General features: G+C 63.3%; 25 protein-coding genes. 17 read left to right on the top strand and 8 right to left on the bottom strand.

Features of this window, described 5'->3' with window-relative positions:
• Positions 1–134: 134 nt before the first annotated feature.
• Positions 135–863 (bottom strand): ribosome biogenesis GTP-binding protein YihA/YsxC, encoded by a 729-nt coding sequence (yihA, locus tag BTM36_RS01485; protein WP_006464897.1) that lies wholly within the window; start codon positions 861–863, stop codon positions 135–137.
• A gap of 204 nt (positions 864–1067) precedes the next feature.
• Here yihA and BTM36_RS01480 point away from each other — a divergent pair, with 204 nt between their 5' ends.
• The 6 genes from BTM36_RS01480 (at position 1068) to BTM36_RS01455 (ending at position 7564) form a co-directional block, all read left to right on the top strand.
• Positions 1068–1730 (top strand): cytochrome c, encoded by a 663-nt coding sequence (locus BTM36_RS01480; RefSeq protein WP_077234953.1) that lies wholly within the window; start codon positions 1068–1070, stop codon positions 1728–1730.
• A 333-nt stretch (positions 1731–2063) separates the two neighbouring features.
• Positions 2064–4235, top strand: a complete 2172-nt coding sequence (locus tag BTM36_RS01475) for a cytochrome c biogenesis protein ResB (protein ID WP_077234952.1) — start codon at positions 2064–2066, stop codon at positions 4233–4235.
• 108 nt (positions 4236–4343) lie between these two features.
• Positions 4344–5498 carry a c-type cytochrome biogenesis protein CcsB gene (ccsB, locus tag BTM36_RS01470; RefSeq protein ID WP_077234951.1) on the top strand — a complete coding sequence of 385 codons (1155 nt, stop codon included), beginning with the start codon at positions 4344–4346 and terminating at the stop codon, positions 5496–5498.
• Between the two features lie 58 nt (positions 5499–5556).
• A complete protein-coding gene (locus BTM36_RS01465; RefSeq protein ID WP_077234950.1) occupies positions 5557–6204 on the top strand; it encodes an HAD family phosphatase in 648 nt (215 codons plus the stop codon).
• 76 nt (positions 6205–6280) lie between these two features.
• The gene (locus BTM36_RS01460) at positions 6281–6871 is read left to right on the top strand and encodes a GNAT family N-acetyltransferase (RefSeq protein ID WP_077234949.1); all 591 of its coding nucleotides are present in this window, start codon (positions 6281–6283) and stop codon (positions 6869–6871) included.
• A 438-nt stretch (positions 6872–7309) separates the two neighbouring features.
• Entirely contained in the window at positions 7310–7564 is a 255-nt protein-coding gene (locus BTM36_RS01455) for a hypothetical protein (RefSeq protein ID WP_006464891.1), read from the top strand.
• A gap of 130 nt (positions 7565–7694) precedes the next feature.
• Here the strand turns inward: BTM36_RS01455 and BTM36_RS01450 are convergent, their stop codons facing one another.
• The 5 genes from BTM36_RS01450 to BTM36_RS01430 all read right to left on the bottom strand — a co-directional run bounded on the left by BTM36_RS01450 (position 7695) and on the right by BTM36_RS01430 (position 10508).
• Entirely contained in the window at positions 7695–8699 is a 1005-nt protein-coding gene (locus tag BTM36_RS01450; protein WP_077234948.1) for an NAD(P)H-dependent glycerol-3-phosphate dehydrogenase, read from the bottom strand.
• Positions 8700–8710: 11 nt separating this feature from the next.
• Complete coding sequence (locus BTM36_RS01445; RefSeq protein ID WP_006464889.1) at positions 8711–9160, bottom strand: SH3 domain-containing protein; 450 nt, start codon at positions 9158–9160, stop codon at positions 8711–8713.
• A gap of 131 nt (positions 9161–9291) precedes the next feature.
• On the bottom strand, positions 9292–9786 hold the full coding sequence (gene secB, locus BTM36_RS01440) for a protein-export chaperone SecB (RefSeq protein WP_006464888.1): 495 nt from the start codon (positions 9784–9786) through the stop codon (positions 9292–9294).
• Positions 9787–9837: 51 nt separating this feature from the next.
• Entirely contained in the window at positions 9838–10098 is a 261-nt protein-coding gene (grxC, locus tag BTM36_RS01435; protein ID WP_006464887.1) for a glutaredoxin 3, read from the bottom strand.
• Positions 10095–10508: a rhodanese-like domain-containing protein gene (locus tag BTM36_RS01430; protein ID WP_006464886.1), complete on the bottom strand. Its 414-nt coding sequence runs from the start codon at positions 10506–10508 to the stop codon at positions 10095–10097. The genes grxC and BTM36_RS01430 overlap by 4 nt, the downstream gene beginning before the upstream one ends.
• 154 nt (positions 10509–10662) lie before the next feature.
• On the opposite strand from BTM36_RS01430, the gene gpmA reads away from it, so the two are divergent.
• From gpmA to BTM36_RS01390, 7 genes are all read left to right on the top strand, one after another.
• A complete protein-coding gene (gpmA, locus tag BTM36_RS01425; RefSeq protein ID WP_006464885.1) occupies positions 10663–11409 on the top strand; it encodes a 2,3-diphosphoglycerate-dependent phosphoglycerate mutase in 747 nt (248 codons plus the stop codon).
• Between the two features lie 116 nt (positions 11410–11525).
• Positions 11526–12926: a murein hydrolase activator EnvC gene (locus BTM36_RS01420; RefSeq protein WP_234296973.1), complete on the top strand. Its 1401-nt coding sequence runs from the start codon at positions 11526–11528 to the stop codon at positions 12924–12926.
• A 3-nt stretch (positions 12927–12929) separates the two neighbouring features.
• Positions 12930–14426, top strand: a complete 1497-nt coding sequence (locus BTM36_RS01415; RefSeq protein ID WP_006464883.1) for a S41 family peptidase — start codon at positions 12930–12932, stop codon at positions 14424–14426.
• Positions 14427–14504: 78 nt separating this feature from the next.
• Complete coding sequence (locus BTM36_RS01410) at positions 14505–15260, top strand: HesA/MoeB/ThiF family protein (RefSeq protein ID WP_077234947.1); 756 nt, start codon at positions 14505–14507, stop codon at positions 15258–15260.
• A gap of 411 nt (positions 15261–15671) precedes the next feature.
• Positions 15672–16157: an RNA polymerase-binding protein DksA gene (gene dksA / locus BTM36_RS01400; RefSeq protein ID WP_174616797.1), complete on the top strand. Its 486-nt coding sequence runs from the start codon at positions 15672–15674 to the stop codon at positions 16155–16157.
• Positions 16158–16515: 358 nt separating this feature from the next.
• Complete coding sequence (locus BTM36_RS01395; protein WP_006464879.1) at positions 16516–16911, top strand: hypothetical protein; 396 nt, start codon at positions 16516–16518, stop codon at positions 16909–16911.
• Between the two features lie 185 nt (positions 16912–17096).
• Positions 17097–19163, top strand: coding sequence for a TonB-dependent receptor (locus tag BTM36_RS01390; protein WP_077234945.1), 2067 nt, complete (start codon positions 17097–17099; stop codon positions 19161–19163).
• A 167-nt stretch (positions 19164–19330) separates the two neighbouring features.
• On the opposite strand, the gene BTM36_RS01385 is transcribed toward BTM36_RS01390, so the two are convergent.
• A complete protein-coding gene (locus BTM36_RS01385) occupies positions 19331–19864 on the bottom strand; it encodes a carboxymuconolactone decarboxylase family protein (protein WP_006464877.1) in 534 nt (177 codons plus the stop codon).
• A gap of 168 nt (positions 19865–20032) precedes the next feature.
• On the opposite strand from BTM36_RS01385, the gene BTM36_RS01380 reads away from it, so the two are divergent.
• Positions 20033–21019 (top strand): AraC family transcriptional regulator, encoded by a 987-nt coding sequence (locus tag BTM36_RS01380; RefSeq protein WP_077234944.1) that lies wholly within the window; start codon positions 20033–20035, stop codon positions 21017–21019.
• Positions 21020–21057: 38 nt separating this feature from the next.
• Here the strand turns inward: BTM36_RS01380 and BTM36_RS01375 are convergent, their stop codons facing one another.
• On the bottom strand, positions 21058–21522 hold the full coding sequence (locus tag BTM36_RS01375; RefSeq protein ID WP_006464875.1) for an Lrp/AsnC ligand binding domain-containing protein: 465 nt from the start codon (positions 21520–21522) through the stop codon (positions 21058–21060).
• A 371-nt stretch (positions 21523–21893) separates the two neighbouring features.
• Here BTM36_RS01375 and BTM36_RS01370 point away from each other — a divergent pair, with 371 nt between their 5' ends.
• From BTM36_RS01370 to BTM36_RS01360, 3 genes are all read left to right on the top strand, one after another.
• Positions 21894–23030 (top strand): branched-chain amino acid ABC transporter substrate-binding protein, encoded by a 1137-nt coding sequence (locus BTM36_RS01370; RefSeq protein ID WP_077234943.1) that lies wholly within the window; start codon positions 21894–21896, stop codon positions 23028–23030.
• Between the two features lie 261 nt (positions 23031–23291).
• A complete protein-coding gene (lhpH, locus tag BTM36_RS01365; protein ID WP_077234942.1) occupies positions 23292–24302 on the top strand; it encodes a trans-3-hydroxy-L-proline dehydratase in 1011 nt (336 codons plus the stop codon).
• A 25-nt stretch (positions 24303–24327) separates the two neighbouring features.
• Positions 24328–25266, top strand: coding sequence for a delta(1)-pyrroline-2-carboxylate reductase family protein (locus BTM36_RS01360; RefSeq protein WP_077234941.1), 939 nt, complete (start codon positions 24328–24330; stop codon positions 25264–25266).
• Positions 25267–25499 lie beyond the last annotated feature (233 nt).

Here is a 25499-nt window from a genome sequence, read left to right as displayed (position 1 = left end):
CTTCCCCTTCCCTCCCTGAGCGGGGCCGATCGCGCTAGCGATAGGCGTTCGCCCCGGAGAATATCCCTGTTCTCCGGGGTTTTTTTTCGTCATGACGTTTTACTCCGGTCCGAAGGATGTCGCCTTGTCGGCGATCAGGCTTGCTGCGTGTCCTGATCTTGGGCGACGTCGTCGTCGGCCACCGCGGCCGAGGCTGCTGGCTGGTTCAGGCCGGCCAGTTCCACGATCTTGTCGTTGGCCTCTTCCAGGCCGGTCCGCTTGAGGGCGGAAAACAGTTGCACCGTGAACGGGAAGGGCTGGCCGTTTTCATCGACGTAGCTCTGCAGGTAGGTCTGGGCCTGGCGCAGGGCGTTGGTGGACTCATTGCGGTTGAGCTTGTCGGCCTTGCTCAGAATGCAATGGATGGGTTTGCCGGTCGGTGCGAACCACTCGATCATCTGGATATCCAGGTCGGTGAAGGGACGGCGCGAATCGACGATCATCACCAGCGCTGCCAGCTGTTCGCGCTGCCGTACGTAGTCGCCCAGCAGGGCTTGCCAGTGGTGCTTGGCCGAGCCGGACACCTCGGCATAGCCATAGCCTGGCAAGTCCACCAGCATGGCCCGGATGTCATCCGGGCGCGCCTCGTCGTTGCGGTGCTGCCCGACGTGGGCGCCGCCGATGGAGAAATAGTTGATGTGCTGGGTGCGTCCCGGCGTCTTGGAGGCGAAGGCCAGGCGTTTCTGGTTGCACAGTACGTTGATGGCACTGGACTTGCCGGCATTGGAACGCCCAGCGAAGGCGATCTCCGGTACGCTGGTCTTGGGCAGGTCCCGCAGGTGATTGACGGTGGTGAAGAAACGGGCTTGCCAAAGTTGCGACATGGTGGGGGGAAATCCGAAAGAGGAGGGAAAAACGCGGAGAAGCTATTGTACAATGGCCCGAAACCCAACGCCTCGTTGACGCCGGGCAAGTAAAAAATATGGCGGCCATTGGAGACAGGTCAAACGACGGGCATTTGGTTTAGGGGCAGCTAGCCGCCGAACGGGCAAAATCTCTCAATTCCACAATAAGTATTAGGGTGACGAATGAACCGTGCCTTTTCCCCACTGTTGTACTCCGTTTTTGCTGCCATCCTGGCAGTGGCCAGCGCAGCCCACGCGGCTGACGACAAGAAGACCCCGATCAAGGCCGATCCGGCCAAGGGCGAAGCGCTCTACACCAATGGCGACAATGCGCGCAACATCGTGGCCTGCGTGTCTTGCCACGGCGCGGCAGGCAATTCGACCATCACCCAGAATCCCAAACTGTCCGGCCAGCATGAGGCCTACATCGCCAAGCAGTTGCTGAACTTCCGTACCCCGGATCGCAACAATCCGGTGATGTCGCCGATGGCCAAGGCCTTGTCCGACGAGGACATCCACAACGTTGCGGCTTATCTGGCCACCCAGGCGCCCAAGCCCGGCGCGGCCAAGAACAAGGACACCATCGACCTGGGCAAGCACATCTGGCGCGGTGGCATCGCCGCCAAGAACGTGCCGGCCTGTGCCGGCTGCCACAGCCCCAATGGTGCCGGCATCCCGGTCCAGTATCCGCGCCTGGCCGGCCAGCACCAGGATTACACGGTAGCCCAGTTGACCAACTTCCGCGGCGGCGCGCGTACTAACAGCGTGCAGATGACCAGCATTGCCGAACGCCTGTCGGACAAGGAAATCAAGGCAGTGGCCGATTACATCGCCGGCCTGAAATAAGCCCTCTGAGGCATTGCGCAGAGGGATGGCAAGATCAAAGGCGGCCGCGTGCCGCCTTTTTTCATCGGCTTCATTTGCCCTCCATCTGCCTTCACCTGCCTTGATGCAGGTCGTGGCATTCCGGGCCCGCCTGGCCGAAGATATCGCCCGTCGCGCTGGTCCGGCTCCGGCCCAGCGCGCCGACATACCCGGATGGCGTTGGCGCCTATTGCCGATGGCATATCACGGACTTTCTCCCGGAGCGGTAAAATCCGGGTTCGCATCGCTTTGCCGACCGGCAAGGTGCCCCCCAGGTAAGCGGAACCGGCAGGCCCGGTCCGGTAAGGCAGGAATATGACGACGGGCAGCAGTACCCAAGGAATCCAGATCAGGACCCGCCAGCGCTGGTTGGGAGAGGCGGTCGAAATGATCTCATCGATGCGCTTTGCCATCAGCCTGTTGACGCTGATCGCCATCGCCTCGGTGATCGGTACGGTGATGAAGCAGAACGAGCCGATGCCCAACTACGTCAACCAGTTCGGCCCGTTCTGGTTCGAGATCTTCGCCAAGGTGGGTCTGTACGCGGTCTACTCGGCCTGGTGGTTCCTGCTGATCATGGGTTTCCTGGTGTTGTCGACCTCGCTGTGCATCGCCCGCAACGGTCCCAAGATGCTGCGCGACGCCAAAAGCTGGCGCGACAACGTGCGCGAGCAGTCGCTGCGCAATTTCCATCACAAGCACGAGTGGCAGAGCGGCGAGGCGCCGGCCGAGGCTGCGGCCCGACTGGTGCGGCAGGTGGCGTCCAAGGGCTACAAGACCAAGCTGGCCGACCGGGATGGCGCAATGCTGCTGGCGGCCAAGCAGGGCGCGGCCAACAAGTGGGGCTACATCTTCGCGCACGCGGCCATCGTCATCATCTGCCTGGGTGGCTTGCTCGACTCGGACCTGCCGATCCGCTTCCAGCAGTGGTTCTATGGCAAGCAGGCCTTTGCCGGCAACGGCATCATTTCCGAGATTCCTGAACGCTATCGCCTGGGTCTGAACAACCCGACCTTCCGCGGCAATACGCTGATCCCGGAAGGCTCCAGCAGTAGCACGGCCATCATCCCGCAAAAGGATGGCGTGATGATCCAGGACCTGCCCTTCACCATCACGCTCAAGCGCTTCATCATCGATTTCTACTCCACCGGCATGCCCAAGCTGTTCGCCAGCGAAGTGGTGGTGCGCGACCATGAGACCGGCCGCGAGACCGCCGCCACCATCAAGGTCAACGAGCCGCTGATCTACAAGGGCGTGGCGATCTACCAGTCCAGCTTCGAGGACGGCGGCAGCAAGCTCAAGCTGGTCGGCTATCCGATGCGGGGCGGTGCCAACGGTCGTTTCGAACTGGCCGGTGAGGTCAACGGCACCACTGCGCTGCCCACCGCGCTGGGCGACTACACCATCGAATGGAGCGGCTTCCGTCCCTTCAATGTGGAAAACATGCAGGCTGCGGCCTCGGGCTCCACTGCCGGCTCCACCTCGGGTGATGCACGCGCGGTCAACGTCGGCAAGAACGTCAATCGCGGCTTCATCGAGGGCCTGGACAAGCACCTGGGCTCCAGTGCCAAGAATGCCAACAGCAAGGACTTCAAGAACGTCGGCCCGAGTGTGCAATACAAGTTGCGCGACAAGACCGGCCAGGCCCGCGAGTATTTCAACTACATGCAGTCGCTGCCCATCGACGGCGCCGACGTCTTCCTGGCCGGCATGCGCGAGCAGCCCGACCAGCCTTTCCGCTACCTGCGCATCCCGGCCGACGACAATGACAGCGTGGCCGAGTGGATGCGCCTGCGCGCCGCTCTGGCCAATCCGGCGCTGCGCGAGGAAGCCGCCCGTCGCTATGCCCAGCAGGCCATCAGCAGCGGGCGCGACGCCTCGCCGGTGCTGCGCGAGCAGCTGCAGCAGTCGGCGCTGCGCGGCCTGTCGATCTTCGCCGGTGACGGCAAGGTGTCCGGCTATATCGCCGTGACCCGCTTCCTGGAGCAACTGCCGTCGGCCGAACAGGAAAAGGCCGCCGATATCTTCATGAAGATCCTCAACGGCAGCATGTGGGAGCTCTGGCAGGCGGCCCGCGCCAAGGATGGCCTGGCGGCGGTGAGCAGCGACGAGAAGCATGGTCGCTTCCTGCAGCTTTCCATCAATGCGCTGGCTGATGCCGCCTTCTATCCGGCCCCGGTGTTCCTGCAACTATCTGGCTTCCAGGAGATCAAGGCATCGGTGCTGCAGGTGACGCGTTCGCCGGGCAAGAAGGTGGTCTACCTGGGCTGTCTGTTCCTGGTGCTGGGGGTGTTCGCGATGCTGTACATCCGCGAGCGTCGTCTGTGGATCTGGATCAAGCCGGCCGCCGATGGCCAGGGCAGCCAGGCGCTGATGGCCATGAGCACCCAGCGCCGTACGCTGGACTTCGACAAGGAATTCGAGCAGATGAAGGGCCGCCTCTCGGGGGCGGTATCGCCGGCCGCAAGCGGAACCGGTAAAGATTGAACATGCAATTGAACATGCCGCCGACGTATGGCGGTTATCATCCGGAGCAGATCAGCGCGCCAGCCGCTTTGGCTGGCACCGCCCGGGACAGCAGCAGTGGAGAACACAATGGAACTGACCCAAGCAAACCAGGCCTATTCTGAAGAACAGGGCTTCTTCCGCCGCCTTGGCATCGTGGACTGGCTCTACGCCGCCCTGCTGGTGGCCGGCGCGCTGTACGCCTTCGGGCGCTTCGGCGCCTACATGGATTACTACGAGAAGGCGGTGCTGCTGCTGGCCGCACCCACCTTCGCCTGGCTGGGCTGGCACTGGAAGCCGGTACGCCTGCTGATGGTGGTGATCGCGGTGCTCTCGCTGGGTGCCATCGCCATGTACGGCGGCGCACTGGAGTTGGCCGACAAGAAGTTCTTCCTGAAATACATGCTCTCCAGCCAGTCCGCCATTCTCTGGATGAGTGCGCTGTTCTGCCTGTCCACCCTGTTCTACTGGGGCGGCCTGGCCACCACCGCCGGCACCGGCAACGCCATCGGCTCGCGCCTGTGCTGGGCGGCCGTGGTGCTGGGCTTTACCGGCCTGATGGTGCGCTGGTACGAGTCCTACCTGATCGGGCCGGACGTGGGCCACATCCCCATTTCCAACCTGTATGAAGTCTTCATCCTGTTCTGCCTGATCACGGCGCTGTTCTATCTGTATTACGAAGAGCGCTACGCCACCCGCCAGCTGGGTGCCTTCGTGCTGACCGTCATCACGGCGGCGGTGGGCTTCCTGATGTGGTATACCGTCTCGCGGGATGCGGCCGAGATCCAGCCTTTGGTACCGGCGCTGCAAAGCTGGTGGATGAAGATCCACGTGCCGGCCAATTTCATCGGTTATGGCACCTTCGCCCTGGCCGCCATGGTGGCCGTGGCCTATCTGCTGCGCGAGCGTGGTTACCTGGCCGATCGCCTGCCCCCGCTGGAGGTGCTGGATGATGTGATGTACAAGGCCATCGCCGTCGGTTTCGCCTTCTTCACCATCGCCACCATCCTGGGTGCGCTGTGGGCGGCCGAAGCCTGGGGCGGCTACTGGTCGTGGGACCCGAAGGAAACCTGGGCGCTCATCGTCTGGCTCAACTACGCGGCCTGGTTGCACATGCGCCTCATGAAGGGCCTGCGCGGCCGTGCCGCGGCCTGGTGGGCGCTGGTCGGCCTGCTGGTGACCACCTTCGCTTTCCTGGGAGTCAATATGTTCCTCTCGGGTCTGCATTCCTACGGCGAACTTTGATGGCGTCGGCGGCTCCTTGATCAGGGCGGCCTCGCCCCCTGAACCATAAGGAGCAAGCATGAACGACAGCACCCTGGCGCCGGAACTGGTCATCTTCGATTGCGACGGCACCCTGGTCGACAGCGAAGTGGTGGCGGCGCGGGCCTGGTCCGAGTACGTGGCCAACTATGGCGTGAGCCTGAGCGCTGAGGAAGCGCTGGCGCGCTTTCGCGGCGTCAGCATGAAGTGGTGCATTTCCCACATCGAACAATTGCACGGCCAGGCGCTGCCCGCCCATTTCGAAGAAGAATTGCGCGCGCTGATGGGCAGCCTGCTCGAGCAGCACCTGCAGCCGATCAGCGGTGCCGTGGAGATGCTGGAAAAGCTGCACCTGCCCTTCGCCCTGGCCTCCAACGCCCCGCATCACAAGATCGAGCTGTGCCTGCGCGTCACCGGCCTGCTGCCGCATTTCGCCGGGCGTATCTTCAGTGCCTACGATGTCCAGCGCTGGAAACCCGATCCCGCGCTCTTCCTGTTTGCCGCCGAACGCTTGGGCGTGCCGCCGCAGCGCTGCACCGTGGTGGAGGACAGCCTGCCGGGCGTGCAGGCGGGTCTGGCGGCCGGCATGAAGGTGATCGCCCTGCAGGAGCATGCGCCGCACCCGGAGCTGCCCGCCGGCGTGGCGGTCATCACCCATCTCGGGCAACTGCATGCGCAGCTTGCCTGAGTGCGCAGGCTTTCCAAGCAATGGCCGGCTTCGGTAAGATCACTCACACTTTTCACCCTGGGTAACCTTGGAAAGCATGCTCCACCCCATCGACCGCGAACGGCAGATCATCTATTGCGACCGGGCCATCGAAGTGCGCCCCCTGGGTTTGCGCGAAGCGCCGGCATTGTTCGACGCCGTGCGCCAATCGATGCAGGCGATCAGCCAGTGGGAGGCCTGGTGCACCCCGGATTACAGCCTGGTCGACGCCAAGCTGTTCCTGCAGCGCGCCATCGAGCAATGGCAGGTCCATGCTGCCTATGACTTCAACATCATCGATCGCACCAATGGCCTGGTGATCGGGTCGGTTGCCGTCAATCAGGTCAGCCAGCTGAACCAGATGGCCAACCTGGGCTATTGGATCCGTGACGGTTATACCGGCCGCGGCATCGCCGCCGTGGCGGCCCGGGCCGCGGCCGCTTTCGCCTTTGCCAAGACCGGCCTCACCCGCCTGGAGATCGTGGCCCAGGCCGGCAATCTGCGCAGCCAGCGGGTCGCGGAGAAAACCGGGGCGACGCTGGAATGCCTGGCCCGCAATCGTCTGGTATTTCATGGCGAGCCACGCGATGCCACCGTCTTTTCACTGGTCCCGAGCGACCTGGGACGGCCGGTACCGGTGCATACCTGACCCCTGTCGCATCCTCTGATAAAAATGCCGGCAGGTAATCTTCTGTCGCTTTTTCGTCGCCTGAACTGAAATAAAGATACGTTTCGCAACAAAATTTTTGATCAGTCTTTGGTCAGAAAACCTGCACAATCCCGTCCATTCTGACAGCGCTGTCAGCCTTGATGGCTGCGGGTTTGCGCCGTTTTTGCGGGGCCGCATAAAAAGATTGTCGTGAAGTAATTTCGATTTGGCTGACAAAATACTGACTTTTCACGTATTCCAAATCGCTGCTCGGGCGTTACATAGCTAAAGCGCTGTCAAGAAACGTAGCGCTTTGTGTATCTGGAGCAGTTTCCCGGAATCAGGCAGCAAGCAAGATCTTCCGGGGCGCTGCGTGTTCTCCCGAAAAAAACTCAGGACGGGAGAACGTTGAGCGTCAGCGACGTAAGAGGAAATACGATGCAAGCCATACAACGCAACAAGACCACGAACAATAATCACGCCGGCCGCGCCGCCCAACAATACGTCATGGGCGGGGAAGCGCGCACTTCCCGCCTGGCCAAGCGCCTCAAGGGTGCCGAGGCGGTACATCAGGACGATGATTGCAACGCGCGTTACGACAAGATCTCCAAGCAGATGGATGACGCGCTGGAGGGCGGTTCGCCCCAGCGCTTCAAACGTCCCAAGATGGAAAGCGACATCATCGCGCGTTGATGCCTGCTCAATGAAAAACAGCCGGAGGCAGGTCCGCTCCGGCTGTCATTTTCTCCAGCATGGGCTGCTGGCGTGAGGTTTTCTGAATTTTCGTCACGCAGCCCCGGGGGCCAAGCCTGGAGGTCCAGGCCTAGAGATTTTCCTCGCGCGGGTCCCGTGCCAGCAGCCTGGCAACCATCTCCTGCACCGAAACGCCATCGAACAGTGCCGCCGCCACGGCATCGGTGATCGGCATGTCGATGCCTTTTTCGCGTGCCAGTGCGCGCACCGCCTGTGCACAGCGCACGCCTTCGGCAACGTGACCCAGCTCGGTCACGATATCTTCCAGCTTCTTGTTCTGCGCCAGCCCCAGCCCCACGCGACGGTTGCGGGAGAGGTCGCCGGTGCAGGTCAGGATCAGGTCACCCACGCCCGAGAGTCCCATGAAGGTCTCGGGACGCCCGCCTAGCGCCACCCCCAGCCGGGTGATTTCTGCCAGACCGCGGGTGATCAGCGCAGCGCGGGCATTCAATCCCAGTTGCAGGCCATCGGCCACGCCCGTGGCGATGGCCAGGATGTTCTTGACCGCACCGCCAATCTCCACCCCCACCAGGTCATCGCTGGAATAGATGCGGATATTGTTGCCATGTACGGCCTTGACCACGCGTTCGCACAGGGCCGCGTCGGCACCGGCGATGGTCAGCGCGCAAGGCAGGCCGCGCGCCACTTCCTGCGCAAAGGATGGCCCCGACAGCACGCCGGCCGGCAGGTCGCTGCCCAGGACCTCCTGCACAACCTGATGCGGCAACAGGCGCGTACCTTCTTCCAGCCCCTTGCACAGCCAGACCAGGTTGGGAATCGGGTGATGGCGCAGATGGCCCGCCAGTTCACGCAGGCCGGAGACCGACGAGGCGGCGATCAGCAGCGACTCGGCCGGATCGGCGCAGACGTGCTGTACGGCGGCGTCGAAATCGGAACCGACCTGCAGCTCCGGCGGCAGGGCAAATCCGGGCAGGTAGAGGCGGTTTTCGCGCTGCTGGTCGGCTTCCTGCATGGCCTGGGCATTACGGCCCCACAGCACGACCTGATGCTTGCGCGCCAGCGGGATGGCTAGCGCGGTCCCCCATGCGCCGGCGCCCAGAATGGTGATCTTCATGGCAGGTCCGTTCAGTCGCCCCAGACGTCGCCGGCCTTCACGAAGCCGCTCTGGCCATCGCGATGGCGCACCTTGACCCAGCCGTTGTTGGGGCTCTCCAGCATTTCCAGCAGCACCGACTTGTCGGCGCTGAAGACCACCGGGCTGCTTTCATCGGCCGCATTGAAGACGCGGGCGTTGGTCGCCGACACCACCAGCATGCGCTTGGGCGTGAGGGTCTTGGACTGGACCCAGGAAAGGGTTCCGGCGGCATCCCTGACCTTGCTCCATTCGCCATAGGTCAAGACCACTTCCACCGGCATGCCACGCGGCGCAACGTAGACGCGACGACCTTTCTCGGAAGGGGCGTCGTACATGATGGCGGGGGCCGCACCGACCGACTTGAAGTCCAGGGCCAGGGCATCCTTGGCCATGAAGGCGCCGAGCAGGGTGGCGGAAAGAATCAGGGACAGGCGTTTCATTGAGAAAGTCTCCGCAGAAGGGAAAGCGCCGCAGCGTGGGCTGCGGCGGCTTGGTGTCGTGCCGGCAGGCCGCAGGGGATGCGGCCGTCCGGCAGGCGGACAAGTGCTGAAAGCAGGATGGTGAAACCGGATCAGTTGACGGCGGTGGAGCCGTTGTTGACCAAGGTTGCGCCTTGCTGCTCGGCCAGCGCCTGCAGGCGCTGCTGGTAGAACACCTCGAAGTTGATCTCGGCCAGGTGCACCGGCGGGAAACCGGCGCGGGTGATGGCGTCGGCGATGTTGGCGCGCAGGTACGGGTAGATGATGTTGGGGCAGCCGATGCCCAGCAGCGGGTCCAGCTGTTCGGCGGGCACGTTGCGGATCTCGAAGATACCGGCTTGCTTGCCCTCGACCAGGAAGGCGACCTTGTCCTTGACCTTGGCGGTCACGGTGATGGTCACGGTCGATTCGAAGACGCCTTCAGCCAGCGCCTCGGCACCGACGTCCACCGACACTTCGATCGAGGGGGCTTCCTGCTCCAGGAAGATGGCCGGCGAATTCGGCTGTTCCAGCGACAGATCCTTCAGGTAGACGCGCTGGATCTGGAAAACGGGTTGCTCTTGGGCTTCTTGGTTCTGTTCCGACATGGATCTCTTTCAGGTTCGGTGAATCGATAGGGGAGGTTTGCTGTCCTGGCGTCAGGCTTGCAGCAGCGGGTCCAGCTTGCCGGCGCGGTCCATTGCGTTCAGATCGTCAAATCCGCCGACATGGGTGTCGCCGATATAGATCTGTGGCACGGTGCGACGGCCTGTCTTTTGCATCATCAGCTCGCGCTGTTGAGGTTCGAGGTCCACGCGGATCTTGTCGATCTGCGTGATCCCCTTGCTGGCGAGCAAGCGCTCGGCCATCATGCAATACGGGCATACGGCGGTGCAGTACATCGTGACCGGGGCGCTCATTTTGCCTCCTTGGTGGTCAGCGGCAGGCCCTGGCCCTGCCAGGCGTCGATGCCGCCATGCAGGCCGTAGACCTCGGTAAAACCGGCCTTCTTGAGCGAACCCTCGGCGCGATTGGCCTGGGTGCCGTTCTTGCAGACCACGATGACCGGACGGCCCTTCATCTTGTCCAGTTCGCCGATGCGCTGCGGCAACTCCTTCAGGGGGATATTGCGGGCTTCGCGCAGGTGGCCGGCGGCGAATTGTTCCGGTTCACGCACGTCCAGCACCAGCACCTTGCCCTGGTTGAGCATCTGCGTGGCCTGTAGCAGGCTGAGCTTGTTGCCACGCTGTTGCAGGTAGGGAACCAGCAGGGTACCGCCAGAGACCAAGGCCAGGGCGATCAGGAAAATATTGTCGATGATGAATTTCACGGCAGTCCAATGAGTTTACTGAATCCCGGCATTATAAAATAGAAGCATTCGTGGTTTGCATCCGGACCGAACAGTCTAAGGTCTGCACCCGGTCTCGCGTAGTCGACCTTGGGGCAACCGCACCGCTTTCTCCATCATCAAAACTAGTCCCGCTATGTACAAAATCGTATTCATGCGCCACGGCGAATCGACCTGGAACCTGGCCAACCGCTTCACCGGCTGGGTCGATGTCGACCTCACCGAAAAAGGCGTGGCCGAAGCCCGTCAGGCCGGCAAGCTGCTCAAGGAAGCCGGTTTCTCCTTCGACCTGGCCTATACCTCGGTGTTGAAGCGCGCCATCCGCACCCTCTGGACCACGCTGGATGAAATGGACCAGATGTACATCCCCATCAAGAACGACTGGCGCCTGAACGAACGCCACTACGGCGCCCTGCAAGGTCTGAACAAGGCCGAGACCGCCGCCCAGTATGGCGACGAGCAGGTGCTGGTCTGGCGTCGCAGCTACGATACCCCGCCCAACCCGCTGACCCCGGGCGAAGAGCGCGATGCCTTCGGCGACGCCCGCTACGCCGGCCTCTCGCGCGAACAGGTGCCGCTGACCGAATGCCTGAAGGACACTGTGGCCCGCGTGCTGCCGGCCTGGAATGATTCCATCGCCCCGGCCATCCGTGCCGGCAAGCAGATCATCATCTCCGCCCACGGCAACAGCCTGCGCGCCCTGATCAAGTACCTCGACGGCATCAGCGACAACGATATCGTCGGCCTGAACATCCCCAACGGCCAGCCGCTGGTCTATGAGCTGGACGCCGATCTGAAGCCCATCAAGAGCTACTACCTGGGCGACCAGTCCGCCATCGAGGCCGCACTCAAGGCCGTGGCCAATCAAGGGAAGTCGAAATAAAACTGCGTTTCTCCAGCAAGGCGCCGGCCGCACTGGCCGCGCCCGTTCCCGGCAAGTGCACAGCACCGGCGCGCTCCGACCTGTTGGCCGACGCGCTGCGGGGACGTTTGCGCCCGCTGGTCCACGCACTGGCCGGATTGGCGTGCCTGTGGCTGGCACTGTCTGCAGCCCAGGCCCAGCCGATTACCGAACGGACCAGGCAGAAGCAGGCCGCCGAGAAGGAACGTGCCGACCTGCAGCAGCGTCTGACCAGCCTCAAGCGCGACATCGACCAGACCGAAACCGCCAAGGACAACGCCGCCGACGCGCTGGCCGTCTCCGAACAGGCCATCTCCAAGGCCAATCGTTCCCTGCGCGACCTGGCCCAGGAACAGCAGGAAACCGAGTCCCGCCTGGCACAACTGGTCAAGCAGCTCAATGAGCTCACCGCCCTGGTCAACGCCCAGCAGGCCCAGCTTTCCAGGCTTCTACGCGAGCAGTACGTGGCCGGTAATGAAGATCGCATCAAGTTGCTGCTCTCCGGGGACAACCCCAATCGCATCAACCGTGAATTGCAGTACATGGGCTATGTCTCCCAGGCCCAGGCCAGGTTGATCGAAACCCTGCGCGCCAACCAGCAGGCCATCCGCGCCAACAAGGCCGACACCCAGAACGCCAAGTACGAACTGGAAGAAATCGCCCAGGAAGAACTGGAACAGAAGAAGGTCCTGGAGCGCGAAAAGGGCCGTCGCCAGACCTTGCTGTCGCAACTCTCCACCAAGCTCAATGCCCAGCGCCAGGAGGTCGGTCGCATCGAGCAGGACCAGCAGCGCCTCTCCAGTCTGGTGGACAAGCTGGCGCAGATCATCGAACAGCAGAAAAAGGCCGAAGCCGAAGCCCGCGAAAAGCGGCGCCAGGAACAATTGGCCAAAGCCAGGGCCGAACGCGAGAAGCGGCTGGCTGAACAGCGCGCCCGGGCGGCCGAGCGCGCCGCCGAAGCGGCACGGGCCGCCAGGGAGGGCAAGCCGGTACCGAAGCAGCCCGACCCGGCCGACGCCATCGACGATGACGAACCGCCGCAGAGCACCTCCCTGGCGCGCAACGACACCCTGCCCGAGCCGCAGTCGGACAATTTCGGCAAGCCCTTCGCCAGCCTGCGCGGCCAGCTGCACCTGCCGGTCAAGGGTGACCTGACATCGAAATTCGGCAGTCGCCGGGGTGACGGACCGACCAGCCGGGGCCTGTTCATCCGCGCCCACGAAGGCTCGGAAGTGCGCGCCGTGGCGGCCGGCCGGGTGGTCTTCGCGGACTGGTTGCGCGGCTTCGGCAATCTGATCATCGTGGATCACGGCAATCAGTACATGACGATTTATGGCAACAACCAGTCGGTGCTCAAACGTGCCGGCGATGTGGTAAAAGCGGGCGACACTATTGCTACTGCAGGCAACAGCGGCGGTAACGAGCAATCGGGTTTATACTTTGAAATGCGGTATCAAGGCCGCGCATTCGACCCACTGGGGTGGGTAACTACTAGGTGACACATGGGCAGCAAACTCAAGAATATCGGTTTGATCGGGTTGGGCATGGTGGCAGGCGCCACTGCGATGATTCAGTTCGACGCCATCGCGCAGAAGAATGCAACGGCGTCGCTGCCCCTGGAGGAGCTGCGCCAGATGGCCGACGTGTTCGGCCTCATCAAGTCGGATTACGTCGAGCAGGTCGACGACAAGAAGCTGCTGACCGAAGCCATTTCCGGCATGGTCGCCTCGCTTGATCCGCACTCCGCCTATCTGGACAAGAAGGCCTACAAGGAACTGCGCGAAGGCACCATGGGCAAGTTCGTGGGCCTGGGTATCGAAGTCGGCATGGAAGATGGCTACGTCAAGGTCATCTCCCCGATCGAGGATTCGCCGGCCTTCCGCGCCGGGATCAAGGCCGGTGACCTGATCACCCGCCTGGACAGCACCCCGGTCAAGGGCCTGACCCTGGATGAAGCCGTCAAGAAGATGCGCGGCGAACCCAACACCAAGATCACCCTGACCATCGCCCGCAAGGAAGAGGACAAGCCCATCATCCTGACCATCACCCGTCAGGAGATCCGCGTGCAGAGCGTCAAGTCCAAGGTGATCGAACCCGGCTACGCCTGGCTGCGCGTGACCCAGTTCCAGGAGCCGACGGTGGACGACATGTCCAAGAAGCTGGCCGCTATCTACGCCCAGGAGCCCAACCTGAAGGGCATCGTGCTGGACCTGCGCAACGATCCGGGCGGCGTGCTGCCGGGCGCCATCGGCGTGGCTGCAGCCTTCCTGCCCAAGGATTCGGTGGTGGTGTCCACCAACGGCCAGCTCCCCAGCTCCAAGCAGACGTTCTACGCCAAGCGCGAATACTACGCCGCCAACCCGCTGTCGGACCCGCTCTCGCGCCTGCCGGATGCCATCAAGAAGGTGCCGATGGTGGTCCTGATCAACAGCGGCTCGGCCTCGGCTTCCGAAATCGTGGCCGGCGCCCTGCAGGATTACAAGCGCGCCACCATCATGGGTACCCAGTCCTTCGGCAAGGGTTCGGTGCAGTCGGTGATCGCCCTGCCGCCGGAAAAGAACACCGCCGTCAAGCTGACCACCGCCCGCTACTACACGCCCAAGGGTCGTTCCATCCAGGCCCGTGGCATCGTGCCGGACATCATGGTGGACGAATTCCCCGATGGCGATGGCCTGAACGGCCTGCGTCTGCGTGAAGCCGACCTGTCCAAGCACCTCTCCAACGACACCGACAAGTCGGCCGAAGTGAAGGCGCAAGCCCTGGACGAGCAGTCGGAAGAACGCCTGATCGCCGCCGAGAAGAAGCGCAAGCCGCTGGAATTCGGCAGCAAGGACGACTTCCAGCTGGGACAAGCCCTGAATCACCTCAAGGGCTTGCCGGTGAAGGTCTCCAACGCCAAGCCGGAAGTGCGCAACGAAGAGGGCAAGAACGCCACCCCGGTCAAGGACGAGCGCAAGGACAACAAGGCGCCGGCCGAGAAGATCGACACCACCAAGTAATCCGCCGCCCTCGGGCTGGCACACCGGGCCGCTAGCTAGCGGCCCTTTTTCATTACTGGAACGAGACACGACCTGACCATGGATGACCAACAGCTGCTGCGCTATTCGCGCCACATCCTGCTCGACGAGATCGACATCGAGGGCCAGACCCGGCTGTTGCAGGGGCATGCCCTGGTGATCGGCGCCGGCGGGCTGGGCTCGCCGGCGGCCATGTATCTGGCTTCGGCCGGCGTGGGCCATATCACCCTGGTCGACCATGACACGGTGGACCTGACCAACCTGCAGCGCCAGATCATGCACACCACCGCGCGCGTCGGCCAGCCCAAGGTCGACTCCGGCCGCGAGGCGCTGCACCAGATCAACCCCGGTGTGCAGGTCACGGCACTGGCCGAGCGGGTCGAAGGCGAGCGCCTGCAGGCGCTGGTGGTCGATGCCGATGTGGTGCTGGACTGCAGCGACAACTTCGCCACCCGTCACGCCGTCAACCGCGCCTGCGTGGCGGCCGGTGTGCCGCTGGTCTCGGGCGCGGCGATCCGCTTCGACGGCCAGGTCAGCGTCTTCGACAGCCGCCAGGAAAAGGCCCCCTGCTATGCCTGCCTGTTCCCGCCCGAGCGCGAGTTCGAGGAAGTGCAATGTTCCACCATGGGCGTCTTCTCGCCGCTGGTCGGCATCATCGGCACCATGCAGGCGGCCGAGGCCATCAAGCTGCTGGCCGGCATCGGTCGCTCCCTGGCCGGGCGCCTGCTGCTGCTGGACGCCCGGGAGATGGAATGGACCTCGATCACCGTGGGCCGCGACCACCAGTGCCCGGTCTGCGCGCAGCGGCACGACTGAGCGCCGTAGCTTGCTGCCCGGTCTTCTGGTATAAACTCGGTTGGATGTTGCAATGCAATTGCTACGCGGCATCAAGCCAGGCTGATGTTCGGAACGACCATAATTCATAAGCGCGATCAGCCCGCCCCGCCTTGCCCGTCAAAGGGGAGTCATGAACCGCTCCATGAACCACCGCGCCGCCGGCGCGTCGCTGCCCGAGGTCAGGATCCTGTTGTGCCCGAGGCTTGGCATCCGGAATCGTTGGTGTACAATCCTTGACCGCGAAAAAGCGTACGCCATCGGCCTGCAGGCCAGCCCGGAGATCCCGCAACGGCCCCACCGAGCGTCAACGTCAATCGAAGAGGTGCCCACGCGGCTAGGGAAGTGGATTCAAAAGCGACCTGTTCCGGCAGCCAAGTATCAGCCGGGATAATGGATATAGTTGAAAAACCCGTAGTATTGAAAGTAAGCGAAGTGGCAACCAAGACTCCCAAAACTACCCCTGCAGCGCAGTTGCTGACCGAGGAAGAAATCCTCAAGATGGACGAGAAGGACTACATGAACGAAGCGCAGCTTGCTTTCTTCAAGGCCCGTCTCCAGCAGCTGGAAAAGGATCTGCTCAAGAACGCGGATGAAACCACCGAACACCTGCGCGAAACCGTGCTGGTGCCGGATCCGGCCGACCGCGCCACCATCGAGGAAGAACACGCCCTCGAACTGCGTACCCGTGACCGTGAACGCAAGCTGCTCAAGAAGGTGCAGCAGTCCATCGTGTCCATCGACAACGGCGAGTACGGATGGTGCGAAGAGACCGGCGAACCGATCGGCATCCCGCGTCTGCTGGCGCGCCCGACCGCGACCCTGTCGCTGGAAGCGCAGCAACGCCGCGAGTTGAAGCAGAAGCTCTACGGCGACTGATCCCCGCCCCGCAGGATGAAGCCTGTGCCGCGACGCGGCCAGGCATGGCGCCGGCAGCCCGTGTTGCCGGTGCAGGATCATTGACCCCGGTTTTTCGGACTGGCCAGCTATGAGCCACGGGGTAGAATCCTTCATATCCGAATTTAAAGACCACCGGTAGTACTGCATGTTGAGCGGCATTGCAGGGTGTTCGATGTCAGTACCTTCAGTTCATCGTCAGTAGCCCCTGAAAAAGCTGCAAACGCTGCAAACGCGGTCGAAGCTGTTGCGTCATCCGTATTGCACTGGTCTGCCCGCCTCTGCCCTGTTTTGTGTTGCGTGTGTTTGCAGCCCTGTCGTCCACTTGCCGATCCGTTCCATGAACCGACTGCGTTCCCTGCGTAGCTTCACCGTCATTGCCATGCTGGCGATGTCGTTGCTGTTCGCGCAGATGCTGGGGTTTGTCCACGGCATCGCGCACGCGGGCTGGGCACCGGGCACGGTGCACTCGCTGATCAGCGACGCCCTCTTCGACGAAGCCGAGCCGGCCTCGGTCAGTACCGGTCAGGATGCGCATGTGCACGGTCCCCATGCCCACGACCTGCATCACTCCTGCGTCGCCTACGATGCCGCAGCCCTGTCGGCCGGTGTCCATTTCAGTTTCCCTCCCTTGCCGCTGTTGCCGCCGCTACGCGTGCTGGCCCTGTGGCTGGCGTTCTCCTCGTGGGACGCCCCGCTCAACTGCCATTTCTCCTCCCGCGCCCCGCCGCGCTGAGTTCCTTCCCCTCGCAAGACCCATCTGACTGGTTGCCGGTTGTCCCTCGCGCCTCCGTATGCCGCGCGCCCTCGTTCGTGACGAGGCGCCTGCGTACGGGCGCGTGCTGACGGCCGGTGTATCCGCGCCGCCTGTCTCCACCAGAACAGGACAGGCAGCGCCTCGCGCAAAACAAGGAATTCACAATGGCTTTCCAACGCCAACTCATTGCTTCGGCCGTCCTCACCGCCCTGGCTGCCTGGTCCATGTCCGCTACGGCCCAGACCACCTCTGCGACCACCACTGACTCCGCCGCGCTGGCCGCCACCCCGCCGGCTGCGCCCGCACCAGCGCCCCTGCAGCCCATCGTCGTCACCGCCACCCCCTTCGCATCACAGGAAGACGTGCAGGTGCTCGCGCCCGCCAAGGTGATCACCGGCGACGAACTGCGCAACAAGCTCGGCAACTCCCTGGGTGACACCCTCTCCGGCGAATTGGGCGTGTCGGCCTCGGCCTTCGGCGCCGGTGCATCGCGTCCCATCATCCGCGGCATGGAAGGCCCGCGCGTGATGATCCTGCAGAACGGCATGGGCGTCTCCGATGTTTCCACCGTCTCCAACGACCACGCCGTCGCCACCGAAGCCGCCACTGCGCGCCAGATCGAAATCCTACGTGGCCCGGCCGCGCTGCTGTACGGTTCGGGCGCCATCGGTGGCCTGGTCAACGTGGTCAACGACCGCATCCCGACCGAACTGGTGGGCAAGCCCACCGGCACCGTCGAAGCCCGCTACGGCACCGTCGACGGCGAAAAGAACAGCTCCTTCTCGCTGGACACCTCGGCCGGCCAGATCGGCCTGCACCTGGACGGCAACTATCGCGACACCGACAACTACAAGATCCCCGGTAATGCGCGCCAGGGCGATACCGCCAGCGCCTCCGGTCGCCTGCCCAATTCCTTCACCCACGAGACCAGCCTGGGTGCCGGCATTTCCTACGTCGCCAACTGGGGCTATATCGGCCTGTCGGCGGCAACCCTGGATGATCACTACGGCATCCCCACCGATGAAATGTCCTTCATCGACCTGCACCAGAACCGCTACGACCTCGACACCGTCGTCAACAACCCGTTTGCCGGCATCGAGAAATTCCGCTTCCGCATGGGTTATACCGATTACACCCATATCGAAAAGGAGCAGGATGGCACCCCCGCCACGGTGTTTGCCAACCGCGCCCTGCAGACCCGCTGGGAGTTGACCCACGCACCGCTGGCCGGTTGGCACGGTACCTTCGGCATACAGACCGAGCAGAGCAATTACTCGGCCCTGTCGGCCGACACCGGCGCGGCCGAACTGACTCCGCCGACCCGTTCCACCTCGTTTGCCGGCTTCCTGGTCGAAGAACGTCAGTTCGGCCAGGTGCTGGTCAGCGGCGGCCTGCGCGGCGAGAGTGTCAAGCGCAGTCCCGACAGCGGCAGCGGCCTGCCAGGACGGGACTTCAGCCTGCTGTCCTGGTCCACTGGTGCCCTGTGGAGCTTCCAGCGGGGCTATGGCCTGGGCCTGACCTATTCGTTCGCCCAACGCGCACCGACGGTGGAAGAGCTGTACTCCAACGGCCCGCACGAATCGACCGCCACCTTCGACATCGGCGATAACCAGCTGAAGAAGGAAACTTCACACAACATCGAACTGAGCCTGCAGAAGACCGAAGGCCTGGTGCGCTGGAAGGGCAATGTCTTCCGCAACAAGGTCAACAACTACATCTACGGCCGTACCAACGGCCAGGTCGATGACAGCGGTGCTGCAGATCCCACCGGCGAATTCACCCAGCGCTTCTGGTCGCAGGCCGACGCCACCATCCGTGGCGTGGAAGCCGAGATCAGCTACAACTGGAACGGCGAAGGCCTCTCCAGCCGGGTCTTTGCCGACACCTCGCGTGGCACCCTCGATAGCCTCGGCAACCTGCCCCTGCAGCCGGCCACCCGCTATGGCGTCGAGATGGCCTACAAGACCGGCCCCTGGGCCAGCGGCGTGAAGGTGTTGCGCGCCCAGAAGCAGGATCGCCTGGCCTCCTTCGAAAACTACGAGACCCCGTCCTATACCCAGCTGGACGCCAACCTGTCCTACACCCAGCGCCTCAATGGCGTGAAGCTGACCTGGTTCGCCCTGGCGCGCAATCTCCTGAACCAGGACATCCGCCTGTCCACCTCGGTGCTGCGTGAATCGGTGCCACTGGGTGGCCGCAACTTCATCGTGGGGGTGCGCAGCGCCTTCTGATCGCTGATCACGACCGACAGGCCAGCGGACCCGGATCCGCTGGCCCTCCAGTGCGAGCGGGAGACTGCGCCTCCCGCCAGCGCGGCTTGCCCGCCGTCTCCGCAAGGAGGCGCCGGGCTTTTTTTGCGCCCCGGGTCGGGGCGCGCTGGATCAACTGCATGGCCGCATCACGGTGCCGGCGGGAAGTCCAGAACGGTGTCGTTCACACGGTTGAACAGGTTGGTGAAGGTGATCGCAGTCACGGCCAGCAGGGTATCGACGATCTGCGCATCGCTATAGACAGCCCGCACGCGTGCCACCACGTCGGCCTCGACGGTGCCGCTGCTGCCCACCAGCAGGCGGGCGAAATCGGCCAGCACGTCCAGCTTGTCGTCGCCGGAGGCCTGGCCGTGGCGCACGCCCTGGATGGCCTGGGCCGACAGACCGACCTTCTTGCCCATCAGCGAGTGCGCCGCCAGGCAGTAGTCGCAACCGGCCTTTTCGCTCACGGCCAGCTTGATGGCTTCGATTTCCTGGGCCGACAGGCTGCTCTTGCGCAGAGCGCCATCCAGATGCAGGGCCGATTCCAGGGCGACCGGGCTGAGCGAGCCGATGCCGGCGTAGGCATTGGGCACCATGCCGACAGCCGACTTGATGGCGGCAAACAGTTGGGCGGCCTGGCCGGTGGCTTCGGTAACGGGGGTAGTGGTAAGACGGGGCATGACAGTTCTCCTGTGAGAGGTTAGCGCCGGCGTTGGCGGGATTGCCGTGAGTGCCGTGTTGCGCATGGATGTACTGTAGGCCTGTAGATTGAAATTATGAATGCTTGAAAATGACTTAAAATTGCTCAAAAAACTCAACCACCCTGAATTCGTTGAAGGAATCCGCCGATGGACGCGCTCAGTCGTCTCCTCTCTCTCCACCCCGTGCGAGCCGGGCTGGATATCCGCTGCCGCTTCGGCCAGCCCTGGGACCTGCCCAATCCGGCCTTGCCCACCGGGGTGGCCCCGTATCACTTCATCCTGGAAGGGCAGGCCCAACTGCAGCTGCCCGATAGCGAAGCCCTGACCCTGCAGGCCGGCGACCTGGTGATCCTCACCCGTGGCGCCGCCCACCATCTCTCCATCGCTCCCGCCACCCCTGCCACCCAGGCCAGTCCTGTGCGCCTGGGCAGCACGGCGGCGCCGGTCACGCTGCATGTCAACGATGACCAGGGCGGAGGCAGCCAGCCTCTCTCCGATTTCCTCTGTGGACAATTTCATTTCGAGGCCCCGCATTCCAACGCCCTGATGCAGGCCCTGCCCGAGCTGCTGCTGGTGCGCAGCGCCGAACTGCCCGAAGGCGATGGCCTGCGCACGCTGGCCACGTTGTTGCGCAACGAATGCGGCGGCGCCGATGGACAGGGTGAACTGCGCTCCGGCGCCCAGGCCGTGGTGGCCGGGCTGGCAGCGGCCCTGTTCGGCCTGGCCCTGCGCGCCTGGCTGGCACGGGGCGGTCCGCAACCGGGTTTGCTGGCGCTGCTGGCGCATCCGGTCTTGCAGAGCGCGATGCAGGCCATGCTGGAATCACCCCAGGAGGACTGGCCGCTGCCGCGCCTGGCCGGCCTGTGCCACATGTCGCGTGCCACCTTCGTTCGACGCTTCCAGGAAGTGGGTGGCACCACGCCTGGTGAGGTTCTGCAGCAGTTGCGCATGGCGCGCGCCGCCCGCCTCTTGAGCTACAGCAAGCTGGGTACGGCACAGATCGGCGAAGCAGTGGGTTATCAGTCGGAAGCGGCCTTCAATCGCGTCTTCAAGAAATACAGCGGACTCGGGCCGGGTGCCTACCGGCGCAAGAGCAGGGCCGCAGAGGCGGTGGGAGAAGAGGGCGGGGGCTAGGGCAGGGGGGAGGAGGAGGGGCGGCGGGGCGGAGGGATTCAGCGGATCGGCAGGCGGATGGTGTTCTTCACCTCTTCCATCACCGCATAGGTATGCGTCTCGCGCACGCCTTTGAGCTGCAGCAGCGACTTGCCCAGGAATTCTCGATAGGCATTCATGTCCTTGACCCGCGACTTGACCAGATAGTCGAAGCCGCCCGCCACCATGTGGCATTCCATGATCTCGGGAATGCTCTGCACGCTCTTCTTGAACTCGGCGAAGACATCCGGCGTGGTGCGGTCCAGCACCACCTCGATGAACACCAGCAGCGACACATCGAGCAATTCCGGATTCAACTGCGCCGCAAAACCCAGGATATAGCCTGCCTCCTGCAGCTTGCGCACCCGTTCCAGGCAGGCTGCCGGCGACAGGTTCACACGGGCGGCGAGATCGACGTTGCTGATGCGACCGTCGTTTTGCAGCTCCGCCAGAATTTTCTTGCTGATCTTGTCGAGTCCGGCCATGGTTTCTGAACTTTATTCAGTTAAAAAAATTTAGAATGAATTTTATTCTGATTATAAAGGGAATAAACGCGCCTAATATCAAGGAAGAGTCAATAGAATCCTCCCTCATAAAAAACACAACGTAATGCGGGCATGAAGCGCCGGAAACGGCCTTCTGCGCGGATGACAGCAGTATCTCGGCCAGAGTGTTGACGAGTTTTGTTTTGCCAGGGCTTGCCTGCGCTTACCCCTGTATTCGCAGAAAGTACAGCATCAACGGAATTGCATCACCCGCGCCCACAAGGCGCGGGGTGGCGCAAATCCTGCTTTTCCAGCGTTTTCAATGCAATCACCAACCGCAGTCTGACTTTCTAGAAGAGAGGAAACACCCCATGTTCAAGCGCGTCTCCGGACTCAACATCATCGCAGCCTCGCTGGCGCTGATCCCCGCCTTCGCCATGGCGCAAGAAGCGCAGGTCGTCAAGATCGGTTTCTCCAGCCCCCTGACCGGTCCCCAGGCATCGGCCGGCAAGGACAACCAGGGCGGTCTGATGATGGCAGTCGAGCGTCTGAATGCGCAACCCATCACCGTGGGCGGCAAGAAGATCAAGTTCGAAGTCATCGCCGAAGACGACCAGGCCGATCCCAAGCAGGGCGTGGCCGTGGCACAGAAGCTGGCTGACCAGGGTGTCAAGGCCATCGTCGGTCCCTACAACTCGGGCGTGACCATCCCCGCCTCGCGCGTCTACAACGATGCCGGCATCGTGGTGGCCACCGTCGCCTCCAACCCCAAGATCACCCAGCAAGGTTTTGCCACCCTGTTCCGCGTGGCCGCCAGCGACAGCCAACTGGGCGGCAAGATGGCCCTGTACGCAGCCAAGGAGCTCAAGCTCAAGCGCGTGGCCGTGATCGATGACCGCACCGCCTACGGCCAGGGCCTGGCCGAGGAATTCGCCAAGGTCGCCAAGGCCAACGGCATCGAAGTGGTCAGCAAGGACTTCACCAACGACAAGGCCACTGACTTCACCGCCATCCTGACCTCGATCAAGGGCAAGAAGCCCGACGCCGTGTTCCTGGGCGGCTACGCTCCGCAAGGCGGCCCGATCAAGCGCCAGATGAAGCAACTGGGCATCGACGTCCCCCTGATGGGCGGCGACGGCATCTGCTCGCCGGAAATGGGTCGTCTGGGTGGCGACGCCATCGGCGAGACCGTCTACTGTACCCAAGGCGGCACCATGCTGGACAAGGCCAAGGACGGCAAGATCTTCGCCGACGACTACCAGAAGAAGTACAGCCGTCCTGCCGAAACCTATGCGGTCTCGTTCTATGACGGCATGATGCTGATCGCCCAGGCCATGAAGCAGGCCAACTCCATCGAGCCCAAGGCCTTCGGCCCGGCCCTGGCCAAGATCAGCTACAAGGGCGTGGCTGGTCAGTACGACTTCGACGCCAACCACGACCTGAAGCAATCGCCCGTGACCGTCTATCGCTTCAAGGACGGCCTGCCGGTCCCCCTGACCAGCTACTGATCGGTCCGCCAGACGGCCTGATCCAGCCGCCCGCTTTTGCGGGCGGCGCGCCAGGCGTCCCTTACCCCGCTCCAGAGTTGCACATTCCCGCTTCCCGCCGGCCCAGGCCGGCTCGGGAGCGGTTTGTCGCACCCGCTTGGCCCCGCTTGTACCCCGCCTGTGCCCAGCTTGAGGCTGCCAGGCGGGCCATTTCGGCGGCCGGCGCGGAACAGTGTTAGGCTGTGCCTTTGGCGGCGCGCAGCATACCCGGAAGGAAGTCACATGCTCAGCTACACCCGTACCGTCCAGACCATCGATGCCCACACCGGCGGCGAACCGCTGCGCATCGTCGTCTCCGGGCTGCCCAAGATCCCCGTCGGCACCATCCTGCAGCAGCGCGCCTGGCTGCGCGAACACCGCGACGACCTGCGCTGTTTCCTCATGAACGAGCCGCGCGGCCACGCCGACATGTATGGCGCCTACCTGCTGCCGCCGGTCACCGCCGGTGCCGACTTCGGCGTCATCTTCATCCACAACGAAGGCTATAGCGACATGTGCGGCCACGGCATCATCGCCCTGGGCAAGGTGCTGGTCGAAATGGGTTACGTCGAGCGCACGCAGCCGCAGACCCGCATCTGCTTCGATGCCCCGGCCGGCTTCATCGAAGCCTTCGTCGAGTGGGACGGTGTGCGTGCCGGCAAGGTCAGCTTCAACAACGTACCGGCCTTCATCTATCGACGCGATGTCGAGGTGCAGACCCCCAGCTTTGGCAAGATCACCGGTGACATCGTCTTCGGCGGCGCCTTCTACTACTACATCAACGCCGCCCAGGCCGGCCTGACCGTCAAGCCCGAACTGGTGCGCCAGCTGATCCAGCTGGGCGCCGAGACCAAGGCCGCCGTCATCGCCAAGGTCGCCATCCAGCATCCGCTGGAGCCCGGCCTCAATACGTTGTATGGCACCATCATCGACAGCGAACCCAATTTCCCCGGTGCCGATCAATCCAATGTCTGCATCTTCGCCGACCGCGAGGTGGACCGCTCGCCCACCGGCACCGGTACCTCCGGCCGCGCCGCCCAACTGTTCCTGCGCGGACAGCTGGCGCTGAACCAGGCCTACGTCAACGGCAGCATCGTCGGCAGCAATTTCGGCGTGCGCGTGACTGCCGCCACCCAGGTCGGCGAGTTCGATGGCGCGCTCACCGAAGTCAGCGGCCATGCCCACATCATGAGCACCAACCAATGGGTGCTGGAAGAGTCCGATCCCTTCCCGACCGGCTTCTTCCTGCGCTGAGCGCCCCCTTCGAGACAGGACTTCCATGCACATCCTCGATCCCCACCAGAGCGCCCAGGCGCTGCCCTATGCGGCCCTGGTCGATGCCCTGGCACGCGCCGCGCAGGAACTGGCCAGCGGCGCCATCCGCGCGCCCGAACGCCAGGTCGTTCCCATCGATGCCGCTAGCGTCCTGCTGGGCATGCCGGCCATTGCCGAGGATCTCTCGGTGACCAAGCTGATCACCGTCCACGCCGACAATGCGCGCCATCACCTGCCCGTGATCCAGGGCGAGGTCATCGCCTTCGACACCCACACCGGCCGCCGCCTGGCGCTCATCGATGGTCCCACCGTCACGGGCCGTCGCACCGCCGCCATGAGCATGCTGGGCATACGCACCCTGTTGCCGCGCAGGCCGCAATCGGCACTGCTGATCGGCACCGGCGCCCAGGCCGCCGCCCACGCCGATGCCCTGGTCGAGTATTTCGGCGTATCGCAATTCTGGGTCGCCGCACGCGACCTCGAACGCACCCAGGCTTTTTGCCGCGCTATCAGCGAACGTCATCCGCAGGCCGTGGCCAGTCCGCTCCCGGCACGGATGTTGCAAGAGGAATTACCGCGCACCGACGTGGTGATCGCCATGACCACCTCGCGCGTGGCGGTGATCCCCGAAGGGATCGCAGCGGATACCCTGGCCATTGGCGTGGGCGCCTTCAAGCCTGACATGGTGGAATTCCCGGCCACGCTGTTGCATGCCCGTCGCATCGTCGTCGATGACCTGCCCGGATCGCACCACGAGGCGGGTGATCTGATCCAGGCCAAGGTCGATTGGGCGCAGGTGGTGGGCATCGCCGACGTGCTGGCCGGCAAGGCGCCGGCCGCCACGCTGCACAAGGACGGGGCACTGCCGGTGTTCAAGACCGTGGGCCAGGCGTCCTGGGACCTGGCTGCTGCGCGCGTAATGCGTCAAACCTTGGGGCTCTGAATTTGAACGTGCAATCGCAGGAAATTTGATAAATAATTTACGGTTTTCTGCGATTGCGGTTTTCCTTGCGGCTGTTGTTCCTCTTTTTTTCGTCTTTTTTTCGCATTCCCCTTTTGCAGTTTTTCATATAAATCATCCTCCACAAGGAGACACCGTTTCATGGACATTTTCATCCAGCAGATCATCAACGGATTGGTGCTAGGCAGCATGTACGCACTGATCGCCCTGGGCTA

The organism is Herbaspirillum sp. VT-16-41, assembly GCF_001994935.1.
Taxonomy (GTDB): domain Bacteria; phylum Pseudomonadota; class Gammaproteobacteria; order Burkholderiales; family Burkholderiaceae_D; genus Herbaspirillum; species Herbaspirillum frisingense.
The sequence above is the reverse complement of the archived record's forward strand: the minus strand, read 5'-3'. Positions and strand labels throughout refer to the sequence as shown.